Here is a 13,477-nt window from a genome sequence, read left to right as displayed (position 1 = left end):
ACTCACCAGGATACATCTGGAAAGCGGCTTCGATGATAATTTTTCAGTTAACATCGCTGTTTTTATCGGTTATTAACTCACTGACGTTAAAAGCTTGTAGTAACCGGTCAGTTTAGCGCCGACCTGGTTCCAGCTTTACATTCAAAGCGGCGGGGAACTGTGGTAAAAGGATCAGCTAAATTGCGCGGGAAGAAAGCATATAAATGAATACAGTGGATGCGCTACAACCTGGGGAACACACGACGGCCACGCAACTCGCCACGCGCGTGATATTTTTTATTGCCGGGTTGGGCATGTCCGCCTGGGCGCCGCTGGTCCCGTATGCCAAAAACCGTATCGGCCTGAGTGATGCTTCCCTCGGCGCGCTGCTGCTGTCGCTGGGGGTCGGTTCGCTGGTTGCCATGCCGCTGACCGGCAAACTGGCGGCTAAGTATGGCTGTAAGGCGCTGATTATCACCGCCAGCCTGGGGATTATGCTGATGCTGCCTCTGCTGGCCACCCTGTCGACCCCGGTCAGCCTGGCGCTCTGTCTGATGCTGTTCGGCGCAGCGATCGGCGTAGTGGATGTGGCGATGAATATCCAGGCGGTTGAGGTGGAAAAAGCCGCCGGGCGCGCCATGATGTCCGGTTTTCATGGCTTCTTCAGTATCGGCGGTATCGCCGGCGCCGGACTGGTCAGCGCGCTGCTGTGGCTCGGCTTAATCCCGCTGCAGGCAGTGCTGGTCATAGCGGCAGTGATTATTATGCTGCTGCTGTGCAGCCAGAAACACCTGCTCAGCCAGCGTCTGCACCAGCCTGATACCCCACTGCTAGTGCTGCCGCGCGGCTGGGTACTGTTTCTCGGCATCCTGTGCTTTATTCTGTTTCTCAGCGAAGGCGCGATCCTCGACTGGAGCGCGCTGTTCCTGACCAACAACCGCGGCCTGCCCACCTCGCAGGCCGGTCTGGGCTATGCGGTGTTCTCCGTCGCCATGACCATTGGCCGGCTGACCGGCGATCGCACCGTCAGCCGCTTTGGCAGCACCACCATCCTGTTCTGCGGCAGTTTATGCGCCGCCGCCGGGATTTTTCTGGCGGTGAGCGTAAACGATGTCACGGTGACGTTACTGGCTTTCTTACTGGTCGGTCTCGGCGCGTCAAATACCGTGCCGATCCTGTTCACTGCCGCCGGAAAACAAGATGCCATGCCGGTCAACCTGGCAATTTCGGCCATGACAACCATTGGATATGCAGGTATTCTGGCAGGTCCGGCACTGGTCGGGTTTGTTTCCCAGTGGTTTAGCCTGACGACGGCCTTTACGGCCATCGCGCTACTGCTTTTGGCTGTTGCTGCCAGCGCCCGGCTGGTTACACGATAATTTTGGGTGTCACGTTACGCTATGGTGCCATATAAGTTTCCCCTCACCTCTGGCAATGTCACACGCTTCTTTGTGATGTTTATTTTGGTGTTACTGCTGGCGTTAGGATTTATGATCCATAACGCGGTTAATTCGTGGCTGACAGAAAAACGCTACGCGATGTCCGATATCACCCACGCGATGCAAAAACGGATCGACACCTATCGTTTCGCCACCTGGCAAATCTATGAAAACCTTGCGGCCAGCGCTACCGGCACGCCGCCAAACAGTTTGCAGGAAACGCGTTTACGCCAGGATGTCTACTATCTGGAAAAAAACCGGCGGAAAACCGAAGCGTTGATTTTCGGCTCCCATGACAGCAGCACGCTGGATATGACGCTGCGCATGTCTAACTATCTCGATACCCTGTGGGGGGCGGAAAACAGCACCTGGTCGATGTATTTTCTGAATGGTCAGGACAACAGTCTGATCCTGATCTCTACCCTGCCGTTAAAAGATATGGCGACGCGCTATAAAGAGAGCGCCATCAATAGCATTGTTGATGCGCGCCGCTCGGAGATGCTGCAGCAGGCCAATGCCCTTGATGAGCGCGAAAGCTTCTCGCCGCTGCGGCGTTTTACCTGGCAGAACGATCACTACTTTACCGTGCGCACCACCTTCAATCAGCCGGGTCATCTGGCAACGGTGGTGGCATTTGATTTGCCGATCAATGATCTGATCCCACGCAATATGCCGCTGGAGAACTTCCAGCTGAAGCAGGACAACACCGCCACCAGTGAAGGCACGCCTAATAGCGAAGAGGAAGCGCAGAACACCAGCATCTCACTGGTCAATCCTAACGTGGAGATTGCCTCCTCACTGACCAGCACTCCGCTGCAATTGGTGTATCGCGTACCGCTTACCAGCCTGGTGTTCGATACCTTGCGCAATCTGATGTGGCCACTGCTGGCTAATCTGCTGCTGCTGATTATGTCACTGGCCGGGCTGTTTCTGCTGCGTCATCAGTCTTTGCGCCCCAGTGAGAATCAGAGCGCGGAACTTGATGCGCTGCGGGTATTAAACGAAGAGATTGTCGCCAGTCTGCCGGTCGGCCTGCTGGTGTATGACTTTGCCAGCAACCGCACCATTATCAGCAACAAGATTGCCGAACATCTGCTGCCGCATCTGAACCTGCAAAAAATCATCAATATGTCTGATCAACATCAGGGTGTGTTGCAGGCCACGGTCAATAATGAAGTGTATGAAATCCGCCATGCGCGCAGCGTGGTCTCCCCGCATACTCAGCTGTTTATGATGCGTGACCAGGATCGCGAGTTGCTGGTGAATAAGAAACTGCAAAAAGCGCAGCAGGTACTGGATAAGAATCACCAGATGCGGCAACAGCTGTTGCAGAATCTGGGCCATGCACTTGATCGACCGCTGGGTAATGTGGTGACGCATTTACAGCAGCTCAGCGCCAGCAGTGATGATGAAGCGCGCCAGGACGTACTGGAGGAAACTCAGGCGCTGCACCGGCTGGTGGATGATATTGTGCTGCTGAACCGGCTGGAAACCCACGACTGGACGCCGGATTCCGCCTCCTTCAACCTGCAATTGCTGCTGGATGAGGTGGCGTTAGAGATGTTGCCGCTGACGCGGCGCAAAGGGCTGACGCTGCTGGTGCGCAACCGCCTGGACAGCGACGAAATGCGCTTTGGCGATCAGCGCGCCATTCGTAAGGTGCTGTCGACCCTGTTGCACTATTCGCTGACCACCACCAATTGGGGCAAAATCACGCTGGATGTCGATTCTCCGGCAGAGCGCCCGGATCGGCTGACTATCCATATCGTCGATACCGGCGCGGGTTTAACCGTCGATGAACTGGGTAATACCGACTTCCCGTTCCTTGGTGAAACCTCGCGGGATCGCTTTGGTCAGGCTTCCGGCCTCGCCTTCTTCCTCTGTAAGCAGCTGTGTAAACAGCTCGGCGGTCATTTAGAGGTCCATGCCAAACCGGATATCGGCACCCGTTACAGTATTAACCTGCATGTGCCGCTGGAAAATCAGCAGCCGCAGGAAGAGAAGCTGCTGGAAGGCCTGACGGCATTAATTGAGATTACCGTTGATGACGTACGCAAGATTGTCTGTCATCAGCTGGAAAATTGGGGGGCGAACTGCATTACACCAGATGAACGCTTCTCCGGCCAGGATCATGATGTTCTGGTGACTGACGATCCGGCGCGTTTAACGCCGTGGTCATTGCTGCTCACGGATGACGAGATGGGCTTCAGGGCAATTAGCGATAATCAGTTCCGGGTGAACTTCAATATCAGTAGCGCAATGCAAGATGCCTTGTTGCAACTGATTGAACAACAGCTGGCGCAGGAAGTGCCGGGTGAAGAGCTGGCTGAAGAACAGGACGACGCGCCGCTGCTTAATAGCGGCTACTACCAGCTATTTGTCGACACAGTACCGGATGATGTAAAGAGATTGTATACTGAGTCGGCGAACCAGGATTACAGTTCGCTTGCTCAGACAGCGCATCGCCTGAAAGGCGTGTTTGCCATGCTCAATCTGGTACCTGGCAAGCAGCTTTGTGAAACGTTAGAACAGCACATTAAAGAGTGTGACGATTCAAACATTAAAAATACCACCAGTAACATTGACGCTTACGTCAATGAACTGCTGCAGCAAGGTAACCAATAAGATGAATAATTTGAATGTAATTATTGCCGATGACCATCCGATTGTCCTGTTTGGCATTCGTAAGTCACTCGAACAGATTGAATGGGTAAACGTTGTTGGTGAGTTCGAAGACTCCACAGCATTGATTAACAGCCTGTCGAAATTAGATGCAAACGTATTGATAACCGATCTGTCGATGCCAGGTGAGAAATATGGCGACGGCATTACGCTGATCAAATACATCAAACGTCACTACCCGGATCTGTCGATTATCGTCCTGACGATGAACAATAACCCGGCGATCCTCAGCGCAGTACTGGATCTGGATATTGAAGGGATCGTGCTGAAACAGGGCGCGCCAACCGACTTGCCTAAAGCGCTGGCCGCCCTACAGAAAGGCAAGAAATATACGCCAGACAGCGTGGCAAAACTGCTGGAGAAAATCAGTGCCGGTGGTTATGGCGACAAGCGTCTGTCGCCAAAAGAGAGTGAAGTGCTGCGTCTGTTTGCCGAAGGTTTTCTGGTGACGGAGATCGCCAAGAAGCTGAACCGTAGTATTAAAACCATCAGTAGCCAGAAAAAATCAGCGATGATGAAACTGGGCGTGGATAACGATATCGCGCTGCTGAACTACCTGTCATCGGTCAGTTCAATGCCGGTCGAGAAAGACTAAATGGCCCGGGCGGCATAATGCCGCCCCCTGGCGCCGTTAGGGTCGCATGACTGCGGCCCGTTCCGATATTTCCCCACCGACACCCTTAGCCTTCCCGGCCCTTTCTCACCCGCTCAGCATAAAACGACAGGGTTTTCTGCAGCGTATCCAGCGTTACCGGCTTCGACAGACAGTTATCCATTCCGGCTTCCATACAGCGCTGTTTCTCTTCCGCCAGCGCATTCGCCGTTACGCCAATCACCGGGAAGGTTTGTCCCAGCTGACGCAGACGTTGCGTCAGGCGATAGCCATCCATATTTGGCATATTAACGTCGCTCAGCACGATATCAACCTCGCTGCGGCTGATAACATTCAGCGCATCCACCCCGTCCTGGGCGGTTTTCACCCGGAAGCCGAGCGAGCCTAACTGATCGGACAGCAGCATGCGGTTAATCGGATGATCGTCGACCACCAGGATCAAAATATCCTCGTTATTGACACTCTCTGCCACCGCCGGCAGCAGCGCCAGACCTTCCGGCACATCGACCGGTACGCGGTAGATACGCCCCAGTAACGCCGGCAACTCGTGTGGCATCGCGGTACTGTATACCCAGCGCCCGGCACTGACCTCCTGCGGCATATCAATATGTTTACCGTCAAACTCGATTACCGCCCGCACCTGACGCTGCACGGTAAAATCATAATCGGTGATAATCACGTCATCGACGCCATAACGGTTTTCATCATAGCGATGTACCTGAATGCCGTGCTCATTAAGCAGATTTTCGAGGAAACAGGCCAGATACTCATTCCGCAGTTCCAGCCACACCTGCTTATCCTGCAAACCTTCATGCAGCGGCGGGGCAACCACCTGACTGTTATACAACGGAATGCGGATAATAAACTGGCTGCCCATCCCCGGTTCCGAATCTACTTCAATATCGCCGTCCATCATATTGATCAGCTTTTCGCAGATCGCCAGTCCCAGGCCGGTGCCCTGGAAATTACGCTGCACGCCGGTGCCGACCTGGAAGAAAGGGTCAAACAGGCGGGTGATCTCTTTCGCCGGAATACCGACGCCGGTATCGCGGACCCGGAACGCCAGATATCCCTCTTTGATATAGGCGTGCAGAATAATACAGCCGGTGTGGGTAAATTTAATGGCGTTATTGAGCAGGTTAGAGATCACCTGCTGCAAACGTAGCGGGTCGCCATCCAGCGAAACCGGCACTTTACTGTCAATAAAGCAGTAGAGCGTCAGGCGTTTTTTCACCACCAGCGATAAATAGTTTGAGGCGATATGAGTAATGATCTCACGCGGCGAAAACTCGCGCGGTTCAATACGCAGCTGTTCGGATTCAATTTTCGAAAAATCGAGAATATCGCTAATAATCTTCAGCAACAGACTGGAGGAGTTATTCATCGCCGTCACCAGCGACTCAACCCCCTTCGGCAGCGCTTTGGTCTGCAGCAGGTCAAGGTTACCGATGATGCCGTACAGCGGCGTGCGCAGTTCATGGCTGACGGTGGCAAGGAACATCGATTTTGACTGACTGGCCTGCTCGGCGGCCTGTGCCATCTCCTGCAGCGACTCTTCCATTTTTACGCGTGCGCTGACATCCACCAGCACGCAAATTGCGACATTTTCATTACGGTAACGTGAATGCACAAAGCTGATTTGCAGGTTGGTATTACTGCCGGTAAGCACATCAACAAAGTTCACCTGCTGGCCACAGATAATCTCCGTCAGACGCTGACGATCTTCCTGGGTCAGCAAATTAAGATAGTTATGCGCCAGCTCATTACTGAGAATATTGGTGCCGTCGCTGGTGCGTAAAATACAGATCCCCACCGGCGCCGAGGCAACAATTTTGCGGTTAAACTGCTCGTGCTCCTCCAGCCGGTGAGCGTTATCTTCCGCCGGCAGGAACATGCGGCGTTCAAACAGCCACGCCAGGGAAAACAGCACGATACCGCTGAGGAAATTGAGCAATAACGCATTGATGATCAGCATTTTCAGCTGCGTCACCAGCACCTCGGTGGAAATCGAATAAACGACGCTCAGTGAGGAGGGCAGCAGTGTCTTTTTCAGCACCAGCTGCTTGTAACCATCGACATAGCCAAACCATGCCTTCGCCTCCGGCAGATCGTCCATCGAAAAACTGGCGCCGTTGCGCGCGGAAGAGAGCACCGGCTGGTTATTCTGGTCAATAATGGTGGCCACCACCGGCAGGCTGCCCGGGGTAATAAAGTCATCCAGCCGGATATTCTGTTCAATACCCAGCAGCGCCTCCAGCTTATTGGCCACATACACCGGGGTGATCATATAGAAGTAGCCGACACCCGGCTGGCTGGCGGAGGCGATCCAGTAGAGGCTGTTTTTGCGCTCCACATTGCTGCCGTTGCGGTAGCGCAGGATGCGCTCATTCAGCGCCTTCAGCGTTTTTTCGCGATCGACCGAAGCGCTACCGATAGCAAAATCGGCCAGGCACAGGCTTTCCCCGCCAATAAAGAACACGCGGTTCAGTTCATAGGCAGAGGAGAAGTTGGGTTTCCAGTAATTGAGAAAATAGCTGAGTGACTCCAGCGAACTGCGCCAGCTGGTGCTCATTGACGAGCAGTCGGAATCGGCATACAACGGGTAAAACTGCGGCAGAGTGACTTTACCGGAGGAGGCGCCGTTCAGCATATCAGTGCCGTTCGCCGAAGAGCTAAGGCGGTTTTCCGCAATATACTTCAGCTCGCGCGTCACGTCGGTGGAGTGGTGAACATACCACTGCGCCTGATCATAGTTAGTGCTGAACTCCTGACGCACCTGGGACTCTTTCTCGTGTAACACGTTAATAATAAAAAAGGCGGTGAGCAGCGCCCCGAGGGTCCACAGCATTAGCGCCAGGGCCCGGAACAGGTAGCGGGAAATCCTTAACGTGGTACGAAACGAGACAAGATATTTCAAGAGAAACCTATGGTGGCAGAGTGTCGGCGATGCATTTGACGATGCCGATACAGTAGCGGTACTGGTAATAAAAAGCCAGAACTGGCGCAGCTGACCGCGCCAGCTTTCGCATCAACTTAGCTCCGCCCGGCGTCCGCCCGCCACCGGGAGGGGGTTTTGCCGGTAATACGTAAAAACTCGCGGTTGAAATTTGATTTGGTGATAAATCCTGCCGCTTCCATAATTTCGATAATCGGCAGTGAGCTCTGACTGAGCTGCTGGCAGGCTTCCTCAATACGCCATTGGTTGACATATTGCGACACGCTTTGCTGTCGCAATAGATTAATCGCGGCTGACAACTTACGCGCCGGAATACCGCTTTTACGCGCCATTTTCGCCAGATTCAACCCGGCCTCACGGTATAGCGCAGTTTCACGCATCAGCCGATCGATAATGGCGAGTACCCGCTCATCACTGGCATCGGCACTGCGGGCTGGTGGCTCAGGCTCCGCTGGCGGGCTGGCCGGGGTAATCGCCAGCGCCAGACCGATCGCCAACCCGAGCCCCACCTGACCGGTCAGCAGTAAACCCCGCAGCCATGCCCCGCCGTACCACGAAATATTGACGGTGATCGCCAGGTCCAGCAGCGCGCAACCCATCAGCATCAGCGCCATTAACCGCCAGCTGGTCAGCGTCAGCCCCACCCGCGACAATAACTGTGCGGCAAAAACACTATCCCCGCCGGCCAGCCGGAACAGCATCGCCGCGCCACACGCCAGCCAGGTCAGCAGCAGCAGAGCATCAATCCCCTGCGGCCACAGCCAGACACACAGCGCCATCAGAGCAGACGGCGCCAGCAGCCAGAGGAGTGACGAACGGTGTGCGCAGGCCTCGCGTAATGACAGCCAGCACAGCAGCGGTAGCGCCATCGCCGTCACCGGCAGCAACCGTGCGCAGAGAGTATGCGGATAGAGTTCGCGCCATCCGGCCAGCTGATAGTGCAGCAGGCCGAGGGCCAGCAGGGCGATAAAAAATCGCGCGCGGCGATGACCTGCCAGCATGCGCAGCAGCAGTAACAGAAAGCAGAAACTCAGCACAAAATTAACAGGAATCAGCATATTTACCGGGTGCAGATCGTGATCGAGGACGAGAATAATACCGATAAACAGGATGATAGCGCTTTCCACCACAGGAGTTAACGCTATGCGTATTTTTTGTCTTCTCTTCACTCTATTGTTCAGTCACTACGGCTGGAGCTACAGCACCGGTAATAGTACGCAGACCCTCGCTACCGCCGATCCACAGCGTCCGCTGACCCTGCGGCTGTTCTGGCCCAGCACCTCCACCGCCGCGGCGCAAACTCAGGCGGCGAACGCGGTATTCGAAGGCTTTACGGCGATAGCGGACGCCCCGCTGGCCGCCGGTAAGTTTCCGCTGGTGATACTGACGCACGGCAGCGGCGGGAATAACAGTAATCTCGCCTGGCTGGCGACGCAGCTCGCCGCGCGCGGCATGATTGTGGTAGCGGCAAACCACCCCGGCAGCACCACCGGCGACTCACACCCCGATAGTGATATCACCCGGCAAACGCGCGATATCAGTAATCTGCTGGATGTATTTCTCAGCAGTAAACAGTGGAGCAACGCCATCGACCGCCAGAAAATCGGCGTTATCGGCCACTCGAAAGGGGGGTATAGCGCACTGGCGCTGGCCGGGGGCAAAATAACCCGCCAGCGTTATGTCGCCTATTGCGCCGCGATGCCGCAGATGCCGGACTGTCAGTTTTTGCAGCGCGGCAAGGTTGATCTGCAGCAGCTGGACAGCCGCCGTCTGGAGGCCAGCTATCGCGACCCGCGGGTAAAATTTGTTATTGCGCTGGATCCGGCAATGGCGTACGTATTGACGCCACAGAGTCTGGCGACGATTAAGATACCGGTGCTGGTCGTGGCCGCGGGATACTATATTCGCGCTGCGCAGCCGCTGCATTTGGGGGTGGAACAGCTGCCGCTGCCGCAGCAAAAATTGCCCGGGGCGGGACATTATGATTTCCTGCCGCTCTGTCAGCCACGGGGGGAGCAGATTCTGGCGGAAGAAGGCGAAGCCTTTATCTGTGAAACGCCAGCGGCGCAACGCCGGGCAATCCATCAGCAGGTTAGCGCTATGGTGCTCGGTTTTTTACAGCAGCACGCCATTATCACTGACTGACCGGCGTAAAAAAGGCCAGCTATGCTGGCCTTTTCCTTTTCCGATCGCGTTTAACGATTACTCGTCATCGCCTTCAACGATATCGTCATCGCTATCCACTTCTGGTGCGATCTCGTCATCCCCTTCCGCCACGCTGCCGTCGATAGCATCGAGTTCTTCTTCGGCTACCGGCTCGGCCACGCGCTGCAGGCCAACGACATTTTCACCTTCAGAAGTACGAATCAGGATCACACCCTGGGTGTTACGACCGACGACGCTAACCTCAGAGACGCGGGTACGCACCAGGGTACCGGCATCGGTGATCATCATAATCTGATCGCTGTCGACCACCTGTACCGCACCGATGACCGGTCCGTTACGTTCGGTGACTTTGATCGAGATAACCCCCTGAGTGGCACGCGACTTGGTTGGGTATTCGCTGTTTTCGGTACGTTTACCGTAACCGTTCTGCGTCACCGTCATGATCGCGCCCTCTTCACGAGGAATGATCAGCGACACCACGCGATCGCCTTCCGCCAGTTTGATACCGCGTACCCCTGAAGCGGTACGGCCCATGGCACGCACTGCCTTCTCGGCGAAGCGCACCACTTTACCGGCCGCGGAGAACAGCATCGCTTCGTCGTTGCCGTCGGTCAGCGATACCCCGATCAGTTCATCGTCATCACGCAGGTTGACGGCAATAATACCGGCGCTGCGTGGACGGCTGAACTCGGTCAGGGCGGTCTTCTTCACGGTACCGCTGGCGGTAGCCATAAAGATATTCAGCCCTTCCGCATACTCGCGCACCGGCAGAATAGCGGTAATACGCTCGTTCGGCTCCAGCGGCAGCAGGTTGACGATTGGACGCCCACGCGCGCCACGGCTGGCTTCCGGCAGTTGATAGACCTTCATCCAGTAGAGACGGCCACGGCTCGAGAAGCAGAGAATGGTGTCATGGGTGTTCGCCACCAGCAGACGGTCGATAAAGTCTTCTTCTTTAATACGCGCCGCTGATTTCCCTTTGCCGCCACGACGCTGCGCTTCGTAATCAGTCAGTGGCTGATACTTAACGTAGCCCTGGTGCGACAGGGTAACCACCACATCTTCCTGATTAATCAGGTCTTCGATATTGATATCGGCACTGTTGGCGGTGATCTCGGTGCGACGCTCATCGCCAAACTGATCGCGGATCAGTTCCAGCTCTTCGCGAATCACTTCCATCAAACGCTCGGCGCTTTCCAGAATACGCAGCAATTCAGCAATCTGCTCCAGCAGACCTTTGTACTCGTCCAGCAGTTTCTCATGCTCAAGGCCGGTCAGTTTCTGCAGACGCAGATCCAGAATCGCCTGAGCCTGCTGCTCGGTCAGGTAGTACTGACCGTCACGAATACCATACTGCTCTTCCAGCCATTCAGGGCGCGCGGCATTATCACCGGCACGTTCCAGCATGACCGAGACATTACCCAGATCCCACGGACGGGCAATCAGCCCGGCTTTCGCTTCGGCCGGCGTCGGCGCATGGCGGATCAATTCGATAATCGGATCGATATTCGCCAGCGCAATGGCCAGCGCTTCGAGGATATGGGCACGATCGCGCGCTTTACGCAGTTCGAAAATGGTACGGCGCGTCACCACTTCACGACGATGGCGGATAAAGGCTTCGATAATGTCCTTCAGCGGCATAATCTTCGGCTGGCCCTGGTGCAGCGCCACCATATTGATGCCGAATGAGGTCTGCAGCTGCGTCAGCGAGTAGAGGTTATTCAGCACCACTTCGCCAACTGCATCGCGTTTAATCTCAATCACGATGCGCATACCGTCTTTATCGGATTCATCACGCAGCGCGCTGATGCCTTCCAGACGTTTTTCTTTCACCAGTTCAGCAATCTTCTCGATCAGGCGCGCTTTGTTCACCTGATACGGAATTTCATTGATGATGATGGTTTCGCGACCGGTTTTGGCATCGGTTTCCACTTCACCACGGGCGCGGATATAGATCTTGCCGCGACCGGTGCGATAGGCTTCCTCGATACCGCGACGGCCATTAATAAAGGCCGCCGTCGGGAAGTCTGGTCCGGTGATGTGTTCCATCAGCCCTTCGACGCTGATGTTTTCATCCTCAATATAGGCCAGACAACCGTTGATCACTTCGGTCAGGTTGTGCGGAGGTATATTGGTGGCCATACCCACGGCAATACCGGACGAGCCGTTAATCAGCAGGTTCGGGATCTTGGTCGGCATAACTTCCGGGATCTGTTCGGTGCCGTCATAGTTCGGCACAAAATCAACCGTCTCTTTTTCCAGATCCGCCAGAAGCTCATGGGCGATCTTTGACATGCGCACTTCGGTGTAACGCATCGCTGCCGCAGAGTCGCCGTCAATCGAACCAAAGTTCCCCTGACCATCAACCAACATATAACGCAGTGAGAATGGCTGAGCCATACGCACGATGGTGTCGTAAACTGCTGTATCACCGTGTGGGTGATATTTACCGATTACGTCGCCGACCACACGGGCAGACTTTTTATAAGGTTTATTCCAGTCGTTACCGAGAACGTTCATGGCGAACAGCACACGACGGTGGACAGGTTTCAGTCCGTCCCGAACATCTGGTAATGCACGGCCAACGATGACCGACATGGCGTAATCAAGGTAAGAGTTCTTTAACTCTTCCTCGATATTGACCGGTGTTATTTCTCTCGCAAGGTCGCTCATGGAGCCGCTATCCCTCTACATTAGTCCCGGATTCAAAGGTGCGAAAGTATATCACATTGCACCGTTGCGGTGAATGGAAAGCGTCGTAAAGCACGCTTTAATTGCGGGACGGGAGGCTTTCCCGGCTGGCCCGCGATCTCTCTGCGCGGGGGTGGCATTTGTACCGCCGGCGCGAAGGTATATACTCTGGGCAACCCTTTGTTGCAGGAGCACTAATTTAATGAATGCAAACCCCACCCCGTCCACAGCTAACGTCGATCACGCTGAAATTGCTAAATTTGAAGCGGTCGCCTCGCGCTGGTGGGATCTGGAAGGTGAATTCAAACCGCTGCACCGCATAAATCCGCTGCGTCTCGGTTATATTGCGCAACACGCCGATGGCCTGTTTGGCAAAAAAGTACTGGATGTCGGCTGCGGCGGCGGCATTCTGGCGGAAAGTATGGCGCGCGAAGGGGCGGTGGTCACCGGTCTGGATATGGGCGCCGAGCCGCTGGAAGTGGCGCGTCTGCATGCGCTGGAGAGCGGCGTTCAGGTGGAGTATCGGCAGCAAACCGTGGAAGAACACGCGCAGCAGTTCGCCGGTCAGTACGACGTGGTGACCTGTATGGAGATGCTGGAGCATGTGCCGGATCCGCGCTCGGTGGTCCACGCCTGCGCCCGTCTGGTTAAACCTGGCGGCGAAGTATTTTTCTCTACCCTGAATCGCAACAGCAAAGCCTGGCTGATGGCGATTTTCGGCGCTGAGTATCTGCTGCGGATGGTGCCGCGCGGCACCCACGATATTAAGAAGTTTATCCGTCCTGCCGAACTGCTGGGCTGGGTCGATGAAACCCCGCTGCGCGAGCGTCATATTATTGGTCTGCACTACAACCCGTTGCGCAATAAATTCCGTTTAGGCCACGGGGTTGATGTTAATTATATGTTGCATACCCATAGCGCCTTGTGACGGAAGCCATTAATCTGACCGGG

Annotated in this window: 8 protein-coding genes; 5 read left to right on the top strand and 3 right to left on the bottom strand. The window is 55.1% G+C overall.

Translation table 11 applies throughout. The annotated features are described in order from the left end of the window. Positions 1-203: 203 nt before the first annotated feature. Genes JWF83_RS18550 through rcsB form a run of 3 tightly spaced genes read left to right on the top strand, consistent with a single transcriptional unit; the run spans position 204 to position 4,695 of the window. Complete coding sequence (locus JWF83_RS18550) at positions 204-1,358, top strand: MFS transporter (RefSeq protein WP_413651885.1); 1,155 nt, start codon at positions 204-206, stop codon at positions 1,356-1,358. A 21-nt stretch (positions 1,359-1,379) separates the two neighbouring features. Next, entirely contained in the window at positions 1,380-4,043 is a 2,664-nt protein-coding gene (gene rcsD / locus JWF83_RS18545) for a phosphotransferase RcsD (protein WP_413652137.1), read from the top strand. Position 4,044: 1 nt separating this feature from the next. Then, the gene (gene rcsB / locus JWF83_RS18540) at positions 4,045-4,695 is read left to right on the top strand and encodes a response regulator transcription factor RcsB (RefSeq protein ID WP_052897352.1); all 651 of its coding nucleotides are present in this window, start codon (positions 4,045-4,047) and stop codon (positions 4,693-4,695) included. Between the two features lie 85 nt (positions 4,696-4,780). Here the strand turns inward: rcsB and rcsC are convergent, their stop codons facing one another. Beyond that, positions 4,781-7,630, bottom strand: a complete 2,850-nt coding sequence (gene rcsC / locus JWF83_RS18535) for a two-component system sensor histidine kinase RcsC (RefSeq protein WP_413651884.1) — start codon at positions 7,628-7,630, stop codon at positions 4,781-4,783. Between the two features lie 116 nt (positions 7,631-7,746). Next, on the bottom strand, positions 7,747-8,838 hold the full coding sequence (locus JWF83_RS18530; RefSeq protein WP_413651883.1) for a helix-turn-helix domain-containing protein: 1,092 nt from the start codon (positions 8,836-8,838) through the stop codon (positions 7,747-7,749). Here JWF83_RS18530 and JWF83_RS18525 point away from each other — a divergent pair. Beyond that, positions 8,813-9,814, top strand: a complete 1,002-nt coding sequence (locus tag JWF83_RS18525) for an alpha/beta hydrolase family protein (protein WP_413651882.1) — start codon at positions 8,813-8,815, stop codon at positions 9,812-9,814. The two genes, JWF83_RS18530 and JWF83_RS18525, sit on opposite strands and share 26 nt — an antisense overlap. 57 nt (positions 9,815-9,871) lie before the next feature. Here the strand turns inward: JWF83_RS18525 and gyrA are convergent, their stop codons facing one another. Continuing rightward, entirely contained in the window at positions 9,872-12,508 is a 2,637-nt protein-coding gene (gene gyrA, locus JWF83_RS18520) for a DNA topoisomerase (ATP-hydrolyzing) subunit A (RefSeq protein ID WP_413651881.1), read from the bottom strand. Positions 12,509-12,728: 220 nt separating this feature from the next. Here gyrA and ubiG point away from each other — a divergent pair, with 220 nt between their 5' ends. Beyond that, positions 12,729-13,454 carry a bifunctional 2-polyprenyl-6-hydroxyphenol methylase/3-demethylubiquinol 3-O-methyltransferase UbiG gene (gene ubiG / locus JWF83_RS18515; protein WP_413651880.1) on the top strand — a complete coding sequence of 242 codons (726 nt, stop codon included), beginning with the start codon at positions 12,729-12,731 and terminating at the stop codon, positions 13,452-13,454. The last annotated feature ends 23 nt before the right edge of the window (positions 13,455-13,477 follow it).

Source organism: Pantoea sp. B65 (genome assembly GCF_047308185.1).
In the GTDB taxonomy this organism is placed as follows: Bacteria; Pseudomonadota; Gammaproteobacteria; order Enterobacterales; family Enterobacteriaceae; genus Erwinia.
Note: the sequence above shows the minus strand (reverse complement) of the source record. Positions and strands in the feature narration are given on the sequence as shown.